Genomic DNA, 21,214 nt, shown 5'->3' on the forward strand with positions numbered 1-21,214 from the left:
TTAAAGAGTTTGGTTTGTATCAAATGTTAAAAAAATTGCTTCTTATAATCACTGTCTTAGGTATTGGACGAACTTTTGCTCAATCCTGCCCCGCCCTACTAAATCCAGTTGCCGGTCAGACCAACGTACCAGTAGAATCTACAATAGTGTGGGAGGAGGTTGCTGGTGTTCCGGGTTATAGAATTTCATTGGGAACTACTCCCGGAGGTGATGATATAATTTCAAATCGTTTGGTGGGTAGTGCAACTTTTTTTACTCCTCCACTTGGCTTGCCAGAAAATACTGAGATATATGTTACAATAACATTGTTTTTCTTTGATAATCTTGACGATATTATTTGTACTAGTCTATCTTTTACTACAGAGAATTTTTCGGAAACCCCGGAATGCACTACACTGAACAGGCCATTAAATGGGGCTATTGAAGTGAACGCTGGTACAAACATTACGTGGAATTATAGCGCAAGAGCGACGTCATATATTTTGTCCATAGGCACAACTTTAGGAGGTACCGATATCGCCGATAATATCCCTGTTGGAAATATTTTAACTTATAATCCCCCTGCTAATCTTCCAACCAATACCGAAATATTCGTAGAAATAATTGCTTTGAACCGAATCGGGATGACTACAAATTGTAGTATACAAACATTTACTACAGCAGAGATTGTAGTTAATTTGGGGTGTGCGACTCTAATATCACCTAGAAATGGAGATAGCGATGTGCCATTAACTCCAATATTAGAATGGACAGAAGTACCTGGTGCTACAGGGTATCTTGTCTCTATTGGAACGACTCCTGAGGATAAAAATATTCTCGATAATGGAAATTTTTCAACCAACAGTACTTTAGTATTAGATTTTGAACCAAACCGAACTATATTCGTGACAATAACTCCATATAATGAATTGGGTGAGGCTATAAATTGTGGACAAGAAAGCTTCTCTACTGCAATAGGGTGTGGACCATTTTTAGATAGGCTAACCGCCGAATTCATTACATTGTTTCCAGAATTTGATTTTCCAAATACATTTAATATTTGTGAAAACTCACCATCTTTCAATTTAACTACAGATGTGAATGCGGAAAACTATAGATGGGTAAGTACAACTTCAATTGGCACCGAAATAGCCGTAATTTCAAATACACAAGAAGTTGAAATTTCTGAAGGTGGCTTTTACAGGTTGGAGGTTAGCAATTTTGCAGATCCAGATGGTAATGCTATTCCCTGTACTACTTCAAAAGAATTTCAAGTTCAAGTCATACCTGGTCCACTTATCGAAAATGTCAATGTTGAACGAAATGAAGATAGTCTTATACTTACCTTAACGGTTACTGGAGATAGTCAATATGAATTTGCCCTAAATGACATTAATGGACCTTATCAAATTAGTAATGTTTTTCGGAACGCTCCATTGGGTGATAACACAGTCTACGTTAGAGACATAAATGAAGAAAATTGCACTGTATCTGAAGAAATAAAAAGTGATTCCATAAGGGATGGATTTCCAAAATTTTTCACCCCAAATGGCGATACTATAAACGATTTTTGGCAATTTTCCCAGCCCCCTAATTCTGAAGAGGTATTTCTTTTAACCATCCGAATCTATGACCGTTACGGTCAATTCTTGGCACAAGTAGATCCTAAGTCTATTGGATGGGATGGTACTTTTAATGGAAGACCACTCCCTTCCGGAGGATATTGGTTCAAGGCCGTGGATGATACCCAACGCGAAATACAAGGATTTTTTACCTTAAAAAGATAGTAGAACCTTCTTCTTTTCCTTCATCCCTTTAGTATTTTTACCATATGAAGTTTAAGGTAGTTTCAGATTTTAAACCTACAGGGGATCAACCTCAAGCCATAAAGCAACTTGCTGATGGGGTTCGTGCGAAAGACAAGCATCAGACCTTATTGGGGGTTACCGGATCAGGTAAGACTTTTACAGTTGCAAATCTTGTGGAGGAGGTTCAGCGGCCCACATTGGTTTTGGCACATAACAAAACCCTTGCCGCCCAGCTTTACTCAGAATTTAAACAGTTTTTTCCTGAAAATGCTATTGAATATTTTGTTTCGTACTATGATTATTACCAACCCGAGGTCTACATTCCGACAAGCGGAACCTATATAGAAAAAGATTTATCTATCAATGAGGACATCGAAAAGCTCCGTCTTAGCACTACTTCTTCGCTCTTATCAGGAAGAAGGGATGTATTGGTAGTTGCATCGGTATCGTGCTTATACGGAATTGGCAATCCTGTAGAATTTCAAAAAAATGTAATCTCCATTCATAGAGACCAGGTAATTTCCAGAACCAAGTTTCTACATCAGTTAGTTCAAAGTCTATACTCGCGCACAACAGCTGATTTCAGAAATGGAAATTTCAGGGTAAAGGGCGACGTTGTGGATGTTTTCCCAGGTTATGCGGACCATGCATTTAGAATCCATTTTTTTGGTGATGAAATTGAAGAAATTGAGGCTTTGGACCCGTTTAACAATAACGTTATTGAAGTTTACGAAAACCTAAATATTTACCCGGCCAATATGTTTGTAACATCACCGGATGTTTTACAAAATGCGATACATCAAATACAAGATGACTTGGTTAAACAGATTGACTACTTTAAGGAAATCGGTCGACCATTGGAAGCCAAACGTTTGGAAGAACGAACTAATTTTGACCTTGAAATGATTCGTGAATTAGGGTATTGTTCCGGTATTGAAAACTACTCTAGATATTTAGATGGAAGGGATCCAGGAACAAGACCTTTTTGCTTGCTCGACTATTTCCCAGATGATTATCTAATGGTAATCGATGAGAGCCATGTTACCATTCCTCAGGTACATGCAATGTATGGTGGAGACCGCTCTAGAAAAGAAAATTTGGTGGAGTATGGGTTTAGACTTCCTGCCGCAATGGATAATAGACCCTTAAAATTTGAGGAATTCGAAGCACTCCAAAATCAAGCTGTTTACGTAAGCGCAACTCCTGCAGATTATGAGCTACAATTAAGTGAAGGCGTGTATGTAGAACAAGTAATACGCCCCACAGGATTGTTAGATCCAATTATTGAAGTCAGACCTAGTTTAAATCAGATTGATGATTTGATCGAAGAAATTCAAAAACGTGTAGAATTGGATGAACGTACTTTGGTTACTACCTTAACGAAACGTATGGCTGAAGAATTGACTAAATACCTTTCTAGAATAGATGTCCGTTGCCGTTACATTCATAGTGATGTTGACACCTTGGAACGTGTAGAAATTATGCAGGATTTAAGAAAAGGAATTTTTGATGTTCTTATTGGAGTCAACCTTTTAAGAGAAGGCTTGGATTTGCCCGAAGTATCTTTGGTAGCAATTTTAGATGCGGACAAAGAAGGTTTTTTACGAAGTAATCGTTCGCTAACACAAACCGTTGGTCGGGCTGCACGTAACCTGAATGGACTGGCCATAATGTATGCTGATAAAATAACGGACAGTATGCAAAAAACAATAGATGAAACCAATTACCGCCGTGAAAAACAGATTGCTTACAATACAAAACACAATCTAGTACCTAAAGCATTAAATAAAAGTTTAGATAGTGCCTTGGCAAAAAATTCAGTCTCAACTTATCATTTTCAAAAAGAAGAACTCCGAGCTGCTGAACCTGATTTAGAATATCTTACCCCAGATCAAAAAGAAAAAATGATTCGCGATAAGCGAAAAGCTATGGAAAAAGCGGCTAAAGAATTGAATTTTATGGAAGCCGCCAAGCTGCGAGATGAAATAAAAATGCTGCAAGAAAAAGAATAAAATTAATCACAAGATTCATTATAAAACTTAATAATTTCTCCTAAATCTCTCTTCTTTAACTCTTTGGAAGTTATTTTTTGAACGAGCTGTGGACAATCATTAAAATAATTTGCAGCAGCTTTTTTAAAATTCTTTGTAAATAGTTGATTAGAGCCTAAATGAGCTGCTTCCTCTTCATCCGTTTTACGAACGTAAGAATTTGAAATACTATAAAAACTACCTCCCATTGGCATTCCTCCCGCTCCCATCGGACTCACCATATATCCTTGAGATTCCAAAGTATAAAGAACTACATTTTTTCCTGCTTGAGAAACTTCCAATACCATAGTCTCTTTTCTATCTTTAACCTTTACACTGACATAAATTGTTGGTTCGTTGTCATAAAACACCTTTAAGGTATCGACATCTGCAAAAGAAAAAAGCTGTTTTTCAGATTTTCTAGATGTTCTAAATCTAACCTGATTACTTGCAGTAAGCTTACCTAGCCCTTTAAGAACAGTTCCATCTTTAAGAAAAACTTCTGCTGGTCTATTTTGTGCAGTAGTCACTAAAAACATACATACAAAGAATATTGATAAAGAAAATCTAAGATTACTCATGTTTGTAAATATTAAAACTCTAATATATCATTAAAAACTACACTTAAACAAAAAAGTACTGTTCTAACGAACAGTACTTTTTCAACTAACCAACTAAACAAACCATCACAAAGCCAAATAGCTTTGTAAGCTCTTTATGCTATTTCTATTAAACGTTTTGGTTTTGGTAAAGCTTCCTCTTTTTTAGGCAATGATAATCGTAAAATACCATTCTCGTAATTTGCATTTATCTTAGCCTCATCAATAGTTTCAGGTAAAGTAAATGCTCTTTTAAAAGAGGTGTATGAGAATTCTCTTCTCGTATAATTGTCCTCGTTATTTTCTTTTTCAGATTTCAATTCTGATGATATGGTAAGTACATTATCATCGATCTCTACATTAAAATCGTCCTTCTTAAAACCAGGAATGGCAAGTTCTAGTTCAAAACCAGTTTCATTTTCTAAAATATTAACAGCAGGAACATTAGAATTTAAATTTTCCATTCCTCCAAACCAATCTGGTTTAAAAATATCGTTCATTAATGCCGGAAATAACATATTGTTTCTCTTTACTATACTCATGTGATTTTATTTTTAGTTAAACTTTCACACAGCAAAGGACAAATTATGTACCAACATTATTATAGTGCCATTATGACGCTATCAACATGATTAATAATGACAATATGTCACTTTTTTAATTGTAATGTGCTTTGAATATGTCGATTAGAACTTTAGAAGGAACTATGTTGTCTGGGTACTTGTGCATTACTTCTAGCACCTGATCAATAGCTGATGGCGGTAGGCCCATTTTTAGACCAATATTGTGCAATCTTGTAATTTCAGTCTTTGTTTGACGTTTATCGATATTCATTAAAAGTAACAAGCGATGAAACTGAACTATTCTATCAATTTGACTTTTGAGTATTTTCTTTTCAACCTTTTGATGTAGTAATTCTTCAAAGGCTTTTTTATCAACACCAAGTTTTTTAGAGACGCCAATCAAAAAATCATACTCGGATCGTTTTATGGTTTTACCCACGCGTGCAAAGGCAATCATCTCTGAAAGTATACTCAATTTTTCTTGGTAGGTACTCATATTTACAGCCAATTCTACATTATAACTCCATGTAGCGCCTATTTAGTATAAAAAAATCCCAAGTTTCCTTGGGATTTTCTAGCTAATTCAAATAACTACAGTATGTTATGCTTCGATTCTGACAGGAACCGTATAAACTCTACCCTCTTGGGCATTGTCTACTTTTTTGTAGTTAAGTCTTCCTTTAACGAAACCTTCAAGTGTTTCATTAGATGTGGTCACCGATAAAACCACGATTTCGCCTTCGTCATTAATGATGAATTTTACATCGGCTGTTAAATCGTCATTGATATCAAAGTTATTATCCTTTAACATCTTGTGAATTTGAAATGATATTCTTTTTGTAGGGTTTTCTGGGTTGTAGTCATTCGCTACAACATTACTAACTAAAAGCAACAAAGCTGCTACTAGTACTAGACTAATTTTTCTCATGATAATTTCGTTTTTTGTGATTAATAAAATTGATGAATATACATAAGAGACTCCCTAAGATTGTGATTGTTACAATAAAAAATGATTTTAACAGAATTTTAAAGAAATAAAAAGGGTGAAGCCAATTGGCTTCACCCTTTTTAAAATCCTATAATTTCATCCTGTCTTAGCTCAGAACAGCTTTTACTTTATCTGCCGCCTCTTGAAACTGAACCGCAGAATGCACGGCTAAACCAGAATTATCTATAATCTCTTTGGCCAGCTCAGCATTGGTACCTTGCAATCTCACTATAATCGGTACTTTTATGGAATCACCCATATTCTTATACGCATCTACCACGCCTTGAGCGACCCTATCACAACGTACAATTCCACCAAAAATATTTATTAATATGGCCTTAACGTTAGGGTCTTTTAAAATAATTCTAAAAGCCTCTTCAACTCTTTTTGCGTCAGCTGTTCCACCAACATCCAAGAAGTTTGCAGGTTCGCCCCCGGCCATTTTAATTAAATCCATAGTGGCCATTGCCAAACCAGCTCCGTTGACCATACAACCCACATTTCCATCTAAATCAACATAATTTAATCCTACAGCACGTGCTTCTACTTCAATTGGGTTTTCTTCACGCAGGTCTCGCATTTCTGCGTACTGCTTTCTGCGATACAATGCATTATCATCTATTGAAACCTTAGCATCAACCGCCATGATTTTGTCATCAGACGTTTTTAAAACTGGATTTATTTCAAACATACTAGAATCACTTTCTACATATGCCCTATATAAAGAAGCAACGAATTTTGTCATTTCTTTAAAAGCAGTACCTGAAAGCCCTAGGTTGAAGGCAATCTTTCTAGCTTGAAAACCTAAAAGTCCGGTAGCAGGGTCAATTTCTTCTGTATATATTAAGTGTGGCGTCTTCTCTGCAACTTCTTCGATATCCATTCCACCTTCTGTAGAATACATAATCATATTTCTGCCCGTTGCACGATTTAATAACACCGACATATAAAATTCATTCGTTTCACTATCGCCGGGATAATATACATCTTCAGCAATCAAAACTTGATGCACTTTTTTACCTTCGGCACTGGTCTGAGGAGTGACTAGGTTCATTCCTATGATACTTCCCGCAAGTTCTTCAACTTCTTTCAGGTTTTTTGCCAACTTGACACCACCACCTTTTCCGCGACCGCCTGCATGAACTTGTGCCTTTATTACATGCCAACCTGTGCCTGTTTCTTGCGTTAGCTGTTTCGCCGCATCAACAGCTTCTTTTGCATTATGGGCTACAATTCCACGTTGGATTCTAACACCAAAACTTGCTAAAATTTCTTTTCCCTGATATTCGTGAAGATTCATATGACGAGTACTGTTTTAATTGTGGCACAAAAATAGGAAACCACTTTTACAATTAACAATTAATAGTTGTGTATTTGACCAAGAGCTAAACTAGTTCACCTTGAAGTCTTCAAAATCTAATGGATCAAAGTTTTTAAAGTGTCCGTTCATCTCAATTACGGCCTTGGTTCTATTTATTTGATTTAAAACAGTTATTGTAGTATCTAAATGCTCTCTAATATAGTTTAGCCTTTTGGTTTCATTGGTAAGTTGCAGCAGCTCGTATTCTTGTTCAAAGGACAATCCCATTTTATGGGCAAAAGCATAACTATTAAACTTATCTATAGCTATTTGTGGAAGTTGAACCGCCATTAAATCGTATAACTCTTCAATTTTACCCAATACTTCTTGACGCAAATCTTCATCGGCGTCATAATGTGATTCCAAAAACTCCACCGTACCACCAGCATAGGGCTTACCGTCCATTTCATTATCAAAAGTGAGTACCTTAAAGACCTGCCTTGCCACACAGGTAACATCCATCTCCCCGCCTTCATAAGTGGTTACCACCTCTACTAGTTGAACCTCAACGCCATATTCCAATTTGTCGTTGATGTAAACGGGAATACCAAAAGTCATGGCTTCTGCCCTGCAATCATTGATCAATTGTTTGTAACGATCCTCAAAAATATGAAGAGGTACGGTTTCCCCCGGAAAAAAAACAGATTGTAACGGAAATAACGGCAGTTGCATGGCTTGAATATTTTTGCTAAAAATAAGAACATAGGTTAAAAACTACAATTCTAATTATTGTTATTTTTATAACAAATTGTTGTGTTTATTTATTTTTGTGAATTAATTTTGCTTTTTAGTTGCTCGAAATTTAATTTTATCAAAAACAGAAAGAAGGTATGAAGTCCGCAGATTTATTTAAAATAACAAAAACTCATGGAGCTCCGGTCTATGTGTATGATGCTGAAAAGATAAGTTCGCAATTTAAACGACTAACCGATGCGTTTAAAGGTGTTGGGCAACTAAGATTGAACTATGCAGCAAAAGCACTTTCTAACATTTCTATTTTACGATTGATGAATAGTTTAGGAAGTGGGCTTGATACGGTATCCATTCAAGAGGTACAACTGGGGCTTTTAGCTGGTTTTAAACCAGAATCAATTATCTATACCCCAAACGGGGTGTCATTAGAAGAAATTGAAGAAGCGGCCACATTAGGAGTGCAGATTAACATCGATAATCTTTCGGTTTTGGAACAGTTTGGAAGCAAGCATCCAGATGTGCCTGTATGCATTCGTATTAATCCACATGTAATGGCAGGCGGCAATTCAAATATTTCCGTTGGACATATAGATTCAAAATTCGGGATCAGCATACATCAAATACCGCATTTATTGCGCATTGTGGAACTCACAAAAATGAATATCAACGGAATACACATGCATACAGGTAGTGATATTCTAGATATTGATGTTTTTCTATATGCTTCGGAAATTCTTTTTGAGACCGCTAAAAACTTTAAAGACCTAGACTTTATTGACTTTGGTAGCGGATTTAAAGTACCGTACAAACCTGGGGATATCGAGACTAATGTTGAAGAACTGGGTAAGAAATTAACGACCCGTTTTAACGAATTCTGCGCAGAATACGGCAAAGAACTTACTTTAGCTTTTGAGCCTGGAAAATTTTTGGTAAGTGAAGCTGGTTTCTTTTTAGCAAAAGTAAATGTGGTGAAACAAACCACCTCAACAGTGTTTGCGAGCGTAGATTCTGGATTTAATCATTTAATCAGACCCATGCTTTATGGATCGCAACATGAAATAGTTAATGTATCAAATCCGAAAGGACGTGAACGATACTATTCTGTTGTAGGCTATATCTGCGAAACGGATACTTTTGGAAGCAACAGACGTATAAACGAAATATCGGAAGGCGATATCTTGGCCTTTAAAAATGCAGGGGCCTATTGTTTTACCATGGCCAGCAATTACAATTCTCGTTACCGACCTGCCGAAGTTTTATGGTACAATAATGAAGCCCATTTAATACGGAAAAGGGAGACCTTTGATGACATTATAAACAACCAAGTGGATGCCAAGCATTTGTTTGATGTAAAACGTGAGAAGCTCGTTGCGAAATAATATGGCATAATTTTCGTTAGGTTTTATATAGTCTTAAGACTAAAAACTCAAATTTTTGTTATGCAAAAAGTGCTTTTTTCATTGCTGTTTATTTTTACGGTATCTCTGACGGCCCAAGAGGTGACTTGGCTTTCTTGGGATGAGGCCTATACCCTATCGAAAAGCGATAAGAATCCTAAAAAAATATTTATAGATGTTTATACGGATTGGTGCGGATGGTGTAAGAAAATGGACAAAGATACTTTTCAAAATCCGGAGGTAGCCGCCTATATGAAAGCTAATTTTTATATGGTAAAGTTGGATGCGGAAGGAAAAGAAGATATTACCTATAATGGTAAAACTTTTAAGTTTGTGCCACAGGGCCGACGTGGCTATCATGAGTTTGCAGCTGCCTTATTACAAGGAAAAATGAGCTACCCAACAGTAGTTTTTTTAGATGAAAACTTTGGTATGCTTTCCCCTGTTCCAGGATACCAAAAAGTAGAGCCCTTTATGCAAATTGCACGTTATTTTGGAGAAAATATTTATAAAGAGAAAGATTGGAAAAGCTATGCTGGTATCGGCAAATAGCTGACAGCTTTAACAAACACAAAAGGCATCCTCAAAAAAAGGATGCCTTTTTTATTGATTTCAAGATTGCAATCCTAATCTTCTAATTCTTCGACCGGAATTAAATTATCATCAGGTATACGATCAATCATTTTGTTATAGGGGTCTATTCCCGCTTTTACAGGCAGTTTCTTTGTTATAAACGTATATGAAGAAGTGCCCGGGGTAACCCATGCTTTTCTCAATGCTAAAGGCCGTTTTACGGTTAAACCTTTTGCATTGGTCGTATCTGATTCAAAAACAGCAACTTCTAAATAGTTAGGTTTATCTGGCGATTCTAAAGTTTTTCCAAGACCGTCAAAATAGGTTTTGCTACTCTCTACATCTATGCGAACCTCATAGGTATCATCATCTTTCTTTTTATATGTTGCACTTGTAGTCTTATTAGAATACAGTGTTATTTTCTCAAAACTATCTTCTAAATAATACTGTAAACTATCAGGCGTTGCCTTTTTCATATAATCATACCATTCATGTGTGGTGGTAAAAGGGGCCTTTGGCCTAAAACGAGCGGCCTCTGTATAGGCCTTAAACTCCCTATTCAAATTATCTTCCCCTATCAAATCTTGTAAGGCGTATAAAATTAAACCTCCTTTACGATACCAAACGTAGGACTGGGTATCATTATCTAAAAGTGTTTTTTCAAATTTTCCCTCATTGGCCCTACCTCGCAAGTAACGGTCTAACTCTTCCTTCAAAAAACGTTGCATAGCATCTACGCCATACTCTTTCTTCATTACCATCAACGAAGAGTACTCTGCCATCGTTTCAGAAATTTGATTGGCTCCTCGGGTCGCCGATGGTGTTATTTGATGACCCCACCATTGATGGGCTACCTCATGCGAAGTAACCGTAAATACATAGTCCAGATTATTAGGGTCACTAAAGTCACCGACCCAGCCAAAACTTTCTGCGAAAGGCACGGTATTGGGAAAACTCTGTGCAAAAGTGCTATACCTTGGAAACTCTAAAATACGTATCTGACGATATTGGTAAGGACCATAGTTTTCAGTGAAATAATCCATGGACTTTTTAACTCCGTTTACGAAACGATCTAAGTTATAGGTATGCGAAGGGTGATGGAAAATTTCAATATTTACCTGCTCACCTCTTTTACCTGTCCAAACCTCTCGGTGCACCGCATATGCCGCAGATGATATGTTATAAAAGAAATCAAGTTCGCCCTCCATTTTGTATGTGAAGTATTTTCTTCCATCTTGCTCCCATTCTTTTTGTAAATATCCTGGAAGGATTGCAATTTGATCAGGAGCTGTACTTACAGTGCCTTCAAAAGTGATATAATCTGCATCATCATTAAACAGCAAATTACTAGTACCCCACTCATCTGTCTGTTCTGGGAGCTGATAATCTTTAACGGGCAATTCGTATTTTTTACGGTCTTGATCACTTGATAATTCTCCTTGACTACTATACCCAAAAGAAGGGAAAAATCCATCATTTAAAAAAGTTCCATTATATACAATAGAAGAACCTGAACCTTCATTGGGAAATCCTTTATATCCGGAAGAAACAGCCAATTTCATTGTTAGGGTATCGCCCGGTGCCATTGGTGTATCAAAAGCATAAATTTTGTACCCATAATCTTCATATTCCTTATCCAATTTAGGTTCTTTACCTTCTATTAAAAATTGTGTGACCTCTTTTTTCAATAAGCCCTCAGCACCCCAATTTAAATGAAGCTTATCGATGGTCTCATTGGTCTTGTTTACCATTGTCATCACTGTGCTAATATTTGCAGAACGTTCTTCGGGAATTAAATCTGCATTCAGTTTTACATCTATCACCTTCGGCTGAGCAATTTTATCGTATTGTCTTAAAGTCTTCTCGTAATTGGCTCTGCCTATAGTTGCCTCATCGTCCGTTCTGTAATTATTTATTGTTCTTGTATTCTTGTTTATAAAGATTCCTGTACCGATAAAAACAGCGAGCAATATTACTAAGGCACCAATTGATTTTGAATTTAAACGACTTTTAGCCAGGCTCCATCTTGCTTTTCTTCCAGAATCCGTACCCCTTTTCCAAAATAAATAACCAATAACCGTTAAAATACCTCCACATGCCAACCAATACGTTTTAAACCATAACAGAGCCTTCCCAAAATGACCAAAACCGTTCATGTCACTAACGGTATAGCCTGGAGCGTAACTGTACAAGTATAGGTTATTATCAATATCGGCCATGGCATTAAGTCCAAATAATACAGTCCAAATAGCGATGGCAACTACATGACCTAAAAACTTCTTGGTAACTATAGAATGAACAAAAAAGGCCAACATCACAAAACTGATGTATTTCGGAAATTCAAAAAGGTATAAATCGGTAAAGTATTTATCAAACTCAAAATTGAAGTACCCTTTCAGAACCTGATTTAGAACCCCACTGACCAAAATCATATTGACCAAAATAAAGCTCACCATTACCAAAGCAAGGAATTTTGAACCGTATACAATTCGGTTAGGAATTGGCAATGACCCAAAAATCTGATCGTAATTCACACCCCTTTCACGATGCAAAACCTCACCGGTCATAAATACAATAAGTATAAAAATCAAAATGATGTACGTGAAGTTTTTCACCTCTAACATGTAATAGGTCAAAGGCAAAGAAGGGGTTCCATAAATTGGCGCACCGAACCAACCGTCAAAAAACAAAAAGGCCACCGCCGCTATAAAAATAGCTTTGAAGAAGTTATCTGAAATTATATTCTTAAACTCCATAAAGGCAAGCTTAAAAAGCAACTTTATGTTTAAACTGCTCGAGAAGGCCTTGGCTACCGATGGAATTTTAGTCAATGCGGCGCTACTCTTAACCTCATCTGCAACCAGTTTTTTCTTTTTACTGCTAAAGTTCTTGTTTAAAAAGGATTGAAAATCAAATTTAAATAGTGTAAATAAAAACAAGGCTACGCCTATACCAACCCATAACAAACGATTCCATAATAACATTCCCTCAAAAGGAATCAGTCGGGTATTCTGCTCTTCAGGAGTCCAATATTGAATAATATTATTAAGACTTGTAAAACCAAAAGGATCTAACAAGCTGGTCAATGTTTTATTTTCAATGTCTTGCGTAAGTGTTAAGGTTACCAGATAGGTAATAAACAATATGGCACCCCCGGCATAGGCCAACATCACCCGTTTTGTTAAACTTACCAAAGCAAAAAAGATACAACCAGCAAAAAATAGGTTTGTCCAATAAACGGTTATAGTAGGTTGTATATAATGCCATAGATTAAGAAAGGTATAGCGGTCTGCCTCTACATACCCGGCATACGGCCCAATTAAAGCCCCAACAATAAGACCAATATGCAAGCCCATACTCACTAAAAATAGCGTACTCATAGAACCAAAGAAGCGACCCAGTATATATCCTTTTTCCGTAATGGGGTAAGAAAAGAAGTAGTTCTCGGTTTTGTGTTCAATATCTCTATATACAGGTACCCCCATTATCGCGCTTGCAATCATAATCGCAAAAATACTTATGGTAGCGAGTGTCGTTGCAATTGCAACCGGAGCATTCACAAACACCTTTTCGGATGCCGGACCATTATCACCTATAGCCACAAAAAGCCCAAATAATAGCAGTATACCAAAGTAAGCCCAAGTGGCTGGTCTTTTTAAACGGTACTTAATTTCGAATAAGAATATTTCTTTAAACATAATTGTAAAATTTTAATGGTTAGTAAAACAATTATGCAGAAATAGTTTCCATACGCGAGGTAATCTCAGCGAAGTAAACATCTTCTAAATTAGCATCGCTAGCTTCGAAAGAAGCATCGGGTTGGTTATCACTTAAAACATGTATTACTGTTTTACCGGCTTTTAAGTGTGTGGAGATAACCTGAAGATCTGACTGATACGATTCAAGTTCAGACTTTTCAATGGCCTTTTTCCAGACCCTACCTTTTACCGCTTGGGTCAATTCGGCCGGGTTACCTTTTGCGACCACTTCACCAAGGCAAATAATGGCCATATTATTACATAGATTAGAAATGTCTTCAACAATATGTGTCGATAGAATAACGATAGTATTTTCCCCTATCTCGCTTAATAGATTATGAAAACGAACACGCTCCGCAGGGTCGAGACCTGCTGTGGGCTCATCCACAATAATCAATCTAGGATCTCCAATAAGTGCTTGCGCAATGCCAAAGCGCTGTTTCATACCACCGGAATAGGTACCCAAACTTTTATTACGCACATGCCAAAGATTCGTTTTTGTCAATAAAGACTCTACCAAATCTTTGCGCTCACCTTTGCTTGAAACACCTTTTAGCGAAGCAATATGATTAAGCATATTATACGAGCTCACTTTTGGATAAACGCCAAATTCTTGGGGTAGGTAGCCTAATATTTCACGAACTTTCTCCTTGTCTTTTAAAACATCGATTTCACCTAAGGTTACCGCACCCTCGTCTGCTTGTTGCAAGGTTGCTAAAGTGCGCATGAGCGAGGATTTGCCTGCTCCGTTTGGACCTAGAAGACCAAACATGCCCCTAGGTATGGTTAGATTGACATTTTTTAGGGCCTGTACACCGTTAGAATACGTTTTACTCAAGTTTTCAATTTGTAAATCCATTTGCGAAGATTAGTTGATTTAGTTAAATGATTCTATTTATCGTCGGTTATAAACGACAACAGCGCTCTTGTTTCAATGAGACTATATCTCATCAAACTTGTTACAAAAAGTAGTGATTTTTATTTGGATGAACTAAAACCCGCAAGTATACATGCGTTGAAATTAAAACTGTAGATAAAACTTTGACCTATAAATTCTGAAGCTAAAAAATTCTTATCTACTATAATTAGGACTCTCTTTAGTAATAGTTACATCATGAGGATGGCTTTCATTAATGCCGCTAGCGGTAATTTTAACAAAACGACCCGTTTCCTTTAAGGTTTCAATATCCTTTGCGCCGCAATAACCCATACCGGCACGTAAGCCCCCAACGAATTGATGAATACTTTCAAACAAATCTCCTTTATAGGGTACACGACCTACAATACCTTCTGGAACCAATTTTTTGATATCATCTTCAACATCTTGAAAATAGCGGTCTTTACTACCTTGTTTCATCGCTTCAACAGAACCCATTCCGCGGTAGCTCTTAAATTTACGCCCTTCATAAATAATAGTTTCACCAGGCGACTCCTTGGTACCTGCCAATAAAGAACCTAACATGACAGTATCTGCTCCCGCAGCAATTGCTTTAGGAATGTCACCCGTGTATCTAATTCCTCCGTCCGCAATTACGGGGACACCTGAACCTTTTATAGCCGCTGACACTTCTAAAACTGCAGAAAACTGTGGGAATCCAACTCCAGCCACAACTCTTGTTGTACAAATAGAACCTGGTCCGATACCTACTTTTACCGCATCGGCACCAGCTTCAACTAAATATTTTGCAGCTTCACCGGTAGCAATGTTTCCTACAATCACATCAAGCTTGGGAAATTTACTTTTAACCTCTTTTAAAACAGACACCACACCTTTGGTGTGCCCATGTGCCGTATCTATAACAACGGCGTCTACACCAGCGTTTACCAGCGCCTTGGCTCTATCCACCGCATCTCCTGTAACTCCCAAGGCTGCAGCTACGCGAAGCCTTCCGTATTGGTCTTTATTAGCAATTGGTTTTTGGGTAAGCTTTGTTATATCCCTAAATGTAATAAGGCCTACCAATTTGTAATCTTTGTCTACAACTGGCAGCTTTTCAATTTTATGTTCTTGCAGAATATCCTCAGCTTCCGAAAGGGAAGTCCCTTCGCCTGCAGTTACAAGATTTTCTGAAGTCATTACTTCAGCTATTGGTCTTTCGTTATTCTTTTCAAAACGCAAATCACGATTGGTCACAATACCAATCAATTTTCCTGAGTCATCAACTATAGGAATTCCACCGATACTATGCTCTTTCATATTGGCCTTTGCATCAATAACCTTAGAGTTTAAAGGCATTGTGACAGGATCCATTATCATACCGCTTTCTGCACGCTTTACTTTGCGCACTTTCAAGGCTTGCTCTTCTATAGTCATATTCTTGTGCAAAACCCCAATACCCCCCTCTTGGGCAATTGCAATTGCCATTTTAGATTCTGTCACGGTATCCATAGCAGCGGATACTATAGGAACATTAATGGTAATATTTCGTGTGAATTTAGACTTGATACTCACTTCCCTTGGCAGCACTTCAGAAAAAGCGGGCACTAAGAGAACATCGTCATAAGTAAGGCCTTCGCCGAGAATCTTATTTAGGTGGGCTTCCATTGCAATTACGGATTAATTGCGTGCAAAGATACTGTTTTTTACTTAGGTGGTTTTATCAAGAATTTGAACCAGTGTTAAAGCCCAGTATGTTAAATTTTTGATGTAACCCATTGGGAATGAAAACATAAAACATTCTTATTTTTATTTATTCTAAATAAGCTTTGATTTTAGCTACTCCATTTTTACATTTGCCTTGTTATTTTAAATCAGTCTAAATAAATAGTGATGCCAAAAAAGTTATTTTTACCTGTATTCTTTATCGCCTTTTCATTGTTTTCACAACAAAATGTTCCGCAGAAGATAGATTCAATTCGATTAAACGAAGTGGTTCTTTCAGCTAAGGTTATTCTTGGAAGTAAGTTTGAAGCAAAGAACAGAACAGGTTCTGCGTATTATATTTCTCCTGAAGAGATTAAAAGATTTAATTACACAGATGTTAATAGAACCCTAAGAAGTGTACCCGGGGTAAATGTTTATGAAGAAGATGGTTTTGGATTAAGACCAAACATAAGCTTACGTGGCACTTCACCTGAAAGAAGTTCAAAGATTACATTAATGGAAGATGGTGTTTTAATTGCTCCCGCTCCATACAGTGCACCATCCGCATATTATTTTCCAACAATCGCCAGAATGCAGGCTGTAGAAGTACTTAAGGGAAGTAGTCAAGTGCAATATGGCCCCTATACTACTGGAGGAGCGATAAACATGTTATCAACCGAGGTGCCTGAAGACTTTGGCATTTTCTTAAATTCCAGTTATGGTAGCTTTCAGAGTGGCAGAATTCATGCCCAGCTTGGTGACAGCAAAAAGAATTTTGGTTACTCTATAGAATATCTGAATTATAATTCTAACGGATTTAAACAATTGGATAACGGCGCGGATACCGGTTTTGACAAAAATGATTTGGTTGCAAAATTCAAGGTGAGAACCAACCCTGAGGCTAAATTAGGACAAGAATTCGAATTTAAATTTCAATATTCTGATGAAACCTCAGATGAAACCTACTTAGGGCTTACCCAAGAAGATTTTGAAAATACTCCTTTTAGAAGATATGCAGGTTCTCAAGTGGATCAAATGAATACAGAGCACCTACAATTCATGGGTACCCATATTCTTAAGTTCAATGATTATTTTAGAATAACCACCGTTGGATATATTAATGATTTTAGCAGAAATTGGTACAAATCTGACTTTATAACAATAAATGGCCAAAGAGAAGGAATAGGGACGGTATTCAATAACCCGGAAAACTTTGCCCCTTATATTGATCTTGTTAGAGGTAATACAGATAGCGGAGCAGATGATGCAATCAATGTTCGGGCCAATAACAGAAAGTATCTCTCAACAGGTGTGCAAACAAAACTGGACTATCATTGGACAGGGGAAAATACGTTTCATGATATCGAAGTAGGACTGCGATACCATTATGATGAAGAGGACCGTTTTCAATGGATTGATGATTACGGGATAACCAATGGTATAATGCAATTAACAAATGTGGGGATACCTGGGACTAATGCCAATAGAATTAGTGATGCTACCGCTTTTTCATCGTACGCGCTGTACAAGTTAAAATATAAGAACCTGACCTTGACGCCAGGTATTAGATATGAGAATATAAATCTTGGCAGGAGGAATTTTGGAAATAACGATGTTGAACGAACTGGTATCGACCTTTCGGAACGTGAAAACAAAGTTGACGTTTTTATACCCGGTATGGGTTTCAATTATAATTTCGAAAATATTTCGCTCTTTGGAGGAGTTCACAAAGGTTTTTCTCCGCCAAGCAATCAAGTGGGGGAACAACCTGAGGAAAGTGTAAACTATGAATTAGGCACGCGTTTTACCTATGGAGGACTAACAGGTGAGGTTGTTGGTTTCTATAATGATTATAGCAACCTACTGGGAAGCGATTTGGCGGCTACCGGAGGCACAGGGTCTTTGGATCAGTTCAATGCGGGAGAAGTAAAAGTTCAAGGACTGGAAGTGCTTTTAAACTATAACCTGCTTCCAAATTCAGAAAATTTCGTTTTCCCATTGACAATTGGTTACACTTATACAGATACTGAATTTCTGAATAGTTTTGGTAGCGAAAATGATATTTGGGGTGAAGTAAATGCCGGCGATGAACTACCCTATCTTTCTAAACATCAATTAAACGCAACGCTTTCTTTTGTTCATGAAAAGTATGAGATAAACTTTAATGGTCGATTTAATGGCGCTTTTAGAACCCAAGCTGGTAGCGGATCTATTCCAGAAAATGAAAAAGTCGATTCGAATCTAGTATTGGACTTAGGTGGCAAGTACCGTTTAGGAAAACATATTGCCTTAACAGCGAATATGATGAACTTGCTAGATGAAACTTATGCAGTGGCAAGAGTACCTGCTGGACTTAGACCAGGAATGCCTTTTGGCTTTTTTGGAGGATTAGAATTAAGGTATTAGATAAATAATAGATATTATGATTTATAACGCCCGACTTTTGTTGGGCGTTTTTAGTGGTAAGAAGAAAAAAGCTCTGTTGCCTTGTTATAAGCTGCCTCAAAAACCATAGCGTTTACATTGGAATCTGCCTTTTCCGCAGTAAAGTAAGATAACATACGCTCGGTAGGCATATTACCGGTCAATTCGTCTTTAGCCATAGGGCAGCCACCAAAACCTTGTATGGCCCCATCAAAACGCCTACACCCCGCTTTATAAGCAGCATCAACCTTTTCGTGCCATTTTGCGGGCGTGGTATGCAAATGTGCCCCGAACTCGATTTCTGGGTATTTTGGTATAAGATTGGAAAAAAGATAATCTATGGTTTCTGGGTTTGAAGTACCCACGGTATCAGAAAGCGATAATATTTTTGCTCCCATCCCTGCAAGACGTTCTGTCCACTCCCCCACTATTTCAACGTTCCAAGGGTCACCATAGGGGTTTCCAAAACCCATTGAAATGTAAGTAACCACTTCTTTACCAGTGTTATTGGCAATATCTAAAATACTTTTAAGGGTTTCAACAGACTGTTCAATAGTCTTGTGCGTGTTTCGCATTTGAAAGTTCTCAGAAATTGAAAAAGGGTAGCCCAAATAATCTATTTCTTTATGCTCGCTCGCATCCGCAGCACCTCTAACATTAGCGACAATCGCTAAAAGTTTGCTATTGGTTTTTGATAAATCCAACCTACTTAAAACCGCTGCCGTATCTACCATTTGAGGAATTGCCTTGGGCGAAACAAAACTTCCAAAATCTATAGTATCAAAACCGCAGCCTAAGAGCGACTGAATATATTTGACCTTCCATTCCGTTGGAATAAATGCCTTTATACCCTGCATGGCATCTCGTGGACATTCTATGAGTTTTACTTTTGACATTCTAATTTCAAAATTACCATTATTTATCCGATAGCAGTAGATAAATAGCTATACCAACAAAAACAACAATCTGCAACCACTTAAGAAAAAAGCCGGCTTTTGGAGTTCTTAAAATATAGGTGCTAATAGCGCCTGCAAGAATGGCAATAGCCGCAAAAATCATGAAAGAAACTAGTATAAAGATAAAACCCAGAATATAAAATTGCCAAATTGTATTTAAGCTATCGCTAAAAAGAAAACCGGGAAAAAATGCTAAAAAGAAGATAGTCACTTTTGGGTTTAAGACATTCATTACAAAGCCTTTTCGAAATAGCGCTAACACTCCCTTTTGTGGAGCTACTTCCCTATTTATCTCAATGGTATTTCCACCCTTATAAACCAAATAAGAAAGATATAAGAGATAGGCCACACCGAACAGTTTAATAATTAAAAAGACCGTGTCATTGTTCTTTATAATCGTTGAAACACCGAAAGCCAGAAAGCTGGTGTGCACCAAACAACCGGTCATTAGCCCCGCAACGGTCGCTAAACCATATTTTTTACCATTGGCAATACTCTGGGTAAGTACAAAAATATTATCCGGTCCGGGAGATACACTAAGCGCAGCTGTGGCAAGAATAAAACCAAGTAGTATTTCGTAATTCAAAATTGAATTTTAAGTGCTCAAAATACAAATTCTATAATTTTAAAAGCTAAATTCGAGCTCCTGATAAATCAAATATGAGAATCAATCATCTAATCAGTTCATTATTTTTACTAGTCTCCTTTTTCCTTATACAAGGGTGTGTTTCAATCGATGTAAAAGAAAAATCAACAATGACCACTGAAAAAATAACACAAAACAGCTTACTACGCCATATCGTACTCTTTAAATTTAAAGAAGATACAAGTACAGAAGAGCTAGCTACTATTGAAAAGACATTTGCAGCTTTACCAGGAAAAATTCCGCAAATTGTGGATTTTGAATGGGGAACCAATAATAGCCCTGAAGGTTTGGATAAAGGTTTTACCCATTCCTTTTTTGTAAGCTTTAAAAATGAAGAAGATAGGGCTATCTATCTGCCTCATCCAGATCATAAGGCTTTTATAGTCGTTGCTTCACCTCATATTGATGATGTCTTGGTCTTAGATTACTGGGCGCAGTAAAATTTACCAAGTATATTCTGGAGGTTCGATAGCATTCATTCGTAGATAAAGGTTGGCTTTCGCCCTATGATTGGTTAAATGGTCTTGCACATAAAAAAATGCGAAAGCCCTGCTTACCGTATTTCCACTATGATACATCACGCAGTTTTCATCGAGTTTTTCTTGTTCTATAGTTTTAATGATTTCCGTAGTATAGGCAAACCCTGATTTTAACAAGGTGATAATTTCGGACTTACTAAGTTTGGAAGCATCCGGGGTATTTGGAACCACTTCCATACCTTGAACATAACGTTTGGTCAGAAGTTCTATGGTATACCCAATATGAACCATTTGCTCTGCGAAGGATTTACTTTCAGGGGTTGGTCTGAAATTATATAGTTCTTGGGGCATTGCCTCGGCAACCTCCAAGCAATGTG

At 37.2% G+C, this 21,214-nt stretch carries 18 protein-coding genes; 6 read left to right on the plus strand and 12 right to left on the minus strand.

What is annotated here, in order from left to right; genetic code table 11:
- The first annotated feature begins 35 nt into the window (after positions 1-35).
- Together ACZ1GR_RS04840 and uvrB are read left to right on the plus strand one after the other, a co-directional pair.
- Entirely contained in the window at positions 36-1,766 is a 1,731-nt protein-coding gene (locus ACZ1GR_RS04840; protein ID WP_472611094.1) for a T9SS type B sorting domain-containing protein, read from the plus strand.
- 44 nt (positions 1,767-1,810) lie between these two features.
- Positions 1,811-3,799: an excinuclease ABC subunit UvrB gene (gene uvrB, locus ACZ1GR_RS04845; RefSeq protein ID WP_472611095.1), complete on the plus strand. Its 1,989-nt coding sequence runs from the start codon at positions 1,811-1,813 to the stop codon at positions 3,797-3,799.
- A gap of 2 nt (positions 3,800-3,801) precedes the next feature.
- On the opposite strand, the gene ACZ1GR_RS04850 is transcribed toward uvrB, so the two are convergent.
- The 6 genes from ACZ1GR_RS04850 to ACZ1GR_RS04875 all read right to left on the minus strand — a co-directional run bounded on the left by ACZ1GR_RS04850 (position 3,802) and on the right by ACZ1GR_RS04875 (position 7,999).
- Positions 3,802-4,398 (minus strand): hypothetical protein, encoded by a 597-nt coding sequence (locus ACZ1GR_RS04850; protein WP_472611096.1) that lies wholly within the window; start codon positions 4,396-4,398, stop codon positions 3,802-3,804.
- A gap of 134 nt (positions 4,399-4,532) precedes the next feature.
- The gene (locus tag ACZ1GR_RS04855; RefSeq protein ID WP_377765330.1) at positions 4,533-4,958 is read right to left on the minus strand and encodes an Hsp20/alpha crystallin family protein; all 426 of its coding nucleotides are present in this window, start codon (positions 4,956-4,958) and stop codon (positions 4,533-4,535) included.
- A gap of 115 nt (positions 4,959-5,073) precedes the next feature.
- Positions 5,074-5,475, minus strand: coding sequence for a TerB family tellurite resistance protein (locus ACZ1GR_RS04860; RefSeq protein ID WP_472611097.1), 402 nt, complete (start codon positions 5,473-5,475; stop codon positions 5,074-5,076).
- Between the two features lie 105 nt (positions 5,476-5,580).
- A complete protein-coding gene (locus tag ACZ1GR_RS04865; RefSeq protein ID WP_472611098.1) occupies positions 5,581-5,907 on the minus strand; it encodes a hypothetical protein in 327 nt (108 codons plus the stop codon).
- Positions 5,908-6,073: 166 nt separating this feature from the next.
- The gene (sucC, locus tag ACZ1GR_RS04870) at positions 6,074-7,267 is read right to left on the minus strand and encodes an ADP-forming succinate--CoA ligase subunit beta (RefSeq protein WP_377765335.1); all 1,194 of its coding nucleotides are present in this window, start codon (positions 7,265-7,267) and stop codon (positions 6,074-6,076) included.
- A gap of 90 nt (positions 7,268-7,357) precedes the next feature.
- Complete coding sequence (locus ACZ1GR_RS04875; protein ID WP_377765336.1) at positions 7,358-7,999, minus strand: LON peptidase substrate-binding domain-containing protein; 642 nt, start codon at positions 7,997-7,999, stop codon at positions 7,358-7,360.
- A gap of 158 nt (positions 8,000-8,157) precedes the next feature.
- On the opposite strand from ACZ1GR_RS04875, the gene lysA reads away from it, so the two are divergent.
- Positions 8,158-9,399, plus strand: coding sequence for a diaminopimelate decarboxylase (gene lysA / locus ACZ1GR_RS04880; RefSeq protein ID WP_472611099.1), 1,242 nt, complete (start codon positions 8,158-8,160; stop codon positions 9,397-9,399).
- A gap of 60 nt (positions 9,400-9,459) precedes the next feature.
- Entirely contained in the window at positions 9,460-9,969 is a 510-nt protein-coding gene (locus tag ACZ1GR_RS04885; protein ID WP_472611100.1) for a thioredoxin family protein, read from the plus strand.
- A gap of 74 nt (positions 9,970-10,043) precedes the next feature.
- Here ACZ1GR_RS04885 and ACZ1GR_RS04890 read toward each other — a convergent pair whose 3' ends face one another.
- From ACZ1GR_RS04890 to guaB, 3 genes are all read right to left on the minus strand, one after another.
- Positions 10,044-13,688, minus strand: coding sequence for an ABC transporter permease/M1 family aminopeptidase (locus ACZ1GR_RS04890; protein WP_472611101.1), 3,645 nt, complete (start codon positions 13,686-13,688; stop codon positions 10,044-10,046).
- A gap of 31 nt (positions 13,689-13,719) precedes the next feature.
- On the minus strand, positions 13,720-14,607 hold the full coding sequence (locus tag ACZ1GR_RS04895; protein WP_377765343.1) for an ABC transporter ATP-binding protein: 888 nt from the start codon (positions 14,605-14,607) through the stop codon (positions 13,720-13,722).
- A gap of 213 nt (positions 14,608-14,820) precedes the next feature.
- The gene (gene guaB, locus ACZ1GR_RS04900; RefSeq protein WP_472611102.1) at positions 14,821-16,293 is read right to left on the minus strand and encodes an IMP dehydrogenase; all 1,473 of its coding nucleotides are present in this window, start codon (positions 16,291-16,293) and stop codon (positions 14,821-14,823) included.
- 225 nt (positions 16,294-16,518) lie between these two features.
- Here guaB and ACZ1GR_RS04905 point away from each other — a divergent pair, with 225 nt between their 5' ends.
- Entirely contained in the window at positions 16,519-18,738 is a 2,220-nt protein-coding gene (locus ACZ1GR_RS04905) for a TonB-dependent receptor family protein (protein WP_472611103.1), read from the plus strand.
- Positions 18,739-18,788: 50 nt separating this feature from the next.
- Here ACZ1GR_RS04905 and ACZ1GR_RS04910 read toward each other — a convergent pair whose 3' ends face one another.
- Both ACZ1GR_RS04910 and ACZ1GR_RS04915 read right to left on the minus strand, forming a co-directional pair.
- Positions 18,789-19,652, minus strand: a complete 864-nt coding sequence (locus tag ACZ1GR_RS04910; RefSeq protein WP_472611104.1) for a hydroxymethylglutaryl-CoA lyase — start codon at positions 19,650-19,652, stop codon at positions 18,789-18,791.
- 19 nt (positions 19,653-19,671) lie between these two features.
- Positions 19,672-20,298: a LysE family translocator gene (locus ACZ1GR_RS04915; RefSeq protein ID WP_472611105.1), complete on the minus strand. Its 627-nt coding sequence runs from the start codon at positions 20,296-20,298 to the stop codon at positions 19,672-19,674.
- A gap of 170 nt (positions 20,299-20,468) precedes the next feature.
- On the opposite strand from ACZ1GR_RS04915, the gene ACZ1GR_RS04920 reads away from it, so the two are divergent.
- A complete protein-coding gene (locus ACZ1GR_RS04920; RefSeq protein ID WP_472611106.1) occupies positions 20,469-20,798 on the plus strand; it encodes a Dabb family protein in 330 nt (109 codons plus the stop codon).
- 3 nt (positions 20,799-20,801) lie between these two features.
- Here ACZ1GR_RS04920 and ACZ1GR_RS04925 read toward each other — a convergent pair whose 3' ends face one another.
- Entirely contained in the window at positions 20,802-21,206 is a 405-nt protein-coding gene (locus tag ACZ1GR_RS04925) for a DinB family protein (RefSeq protein ID WP_472611107.1), read from the minus strand.
- Positions 21,207-21,214: the final 8 nt, after the last annotated feature.

It is taken from the genome of Croceitalea sp. W27, from assembly GCF_055693185.1.

Bases quoted from the DNA above. Each gene is read 5' to 3' on its own strand.
- ACZ1GR_RS04890 (WP_472611101.1), bottom strand. From the start codon at position 13,688: ATGTTTAAAGAAATATTCTTATTCGAAATTAAGTACCGTTTAAAAAGA.
- ACZ1GR_RS04920 (WP_472611106.1), top strand. From the start codon at position 20,469: ATGACCACTGAAAAAATAACACAAAACAGCTTACTACGCCATATCGTA.
- guaB (WP_472611102.1), bottom strand. From the start codon at position 16,293: ATGGAAGCCCACCTAAATAAGATTCTCGGCGAAGGCCTTACTTATGAC.
- uvrB (WP_472611095.1), top strand. From the start codon at position 1,811: ATGAAGTTTAAGGTAGTTTCAGATTTTAAACCTACAGGGGATCAACCT.
- ACZ1GR_RS04885 (WP_472611100.1), top strand. From the start codon at position 9,460: ATGCAAAAAGTGCTTTTTTCATTGCTGTTTATTTTTACGGTATCTCTG.
- ACZ1GR_RS04895 (WP_377765343.1), bottom strand. From the start codon at position 14,607: ATGGATTTACAAATTGAAAACTTGAGTAAAACGTATTCTAACGGTGTA.
- ACZ1GR_RS04910 (WP_472611104.1), bottom strand. From the start codon at position 19,652: ATGTCAAAAGTAAAACTCATAGAATGTCCACGAGATGCCATGCAGGGT.
- ACZ1GR_RS04875 (WP_377765336.1), bottom strand. From the start codon at position 7,999: ATGCAACTGCCGTTATTTCCGTTACAATCTGTTTTTTTTCCGGGGGAA.
- ACZ1GR_RS04865 (WP_472611098.1), bottom strand. From the start codon at position 5,907: ATGAGAAAAATTAGTCTAGTACTAGTAGCAGCTTTGTTGCTTTTAGTT.
- ACZ1GR_RS04855 (WP_377765330.1), bottom strand. From the start codon at position 4,958: ATGAGTATAGTAAAGAGAAACAATATGTTATTTCCGGCATTAATGAAC.
- sucC (WP_377765335.1), bottom strand. From the start codon at position 7,267: ATGAATCTTCACGAATATCAGGGAAAAGAAATTTTAGCAAGTTTTGGT.
- ACZ1GR_RS04850 (WP_472611096.1), bottom strand. From the start codon at position 4,398: ATGAGTAATCTTAGATTTTCTTTATCAATATTCTTTGTATGTATGTTT.
- ACZ1GR_RS04905 (WP_472611103.1), top strand. From the start codon at position 16,519: ATGCCAAAAAAGTTATTTTTACCTGTATTCTTTATCGCCTTTTCATTG.
- ACZ1GR_RS04860 (WP_472611097.1), bottom strand. From the start codon at position 5,475: ATGAGTACCTACCAAGAAAAATTGAGTATACTTTCAGAGATGATTGCC.
- lysA (WP_472611099.1), top strand. From the start codon at position 8,158: ATGAAGTCCGCAGATTTATTTAAAATAACAAAAACTCATGGAGCTCCG.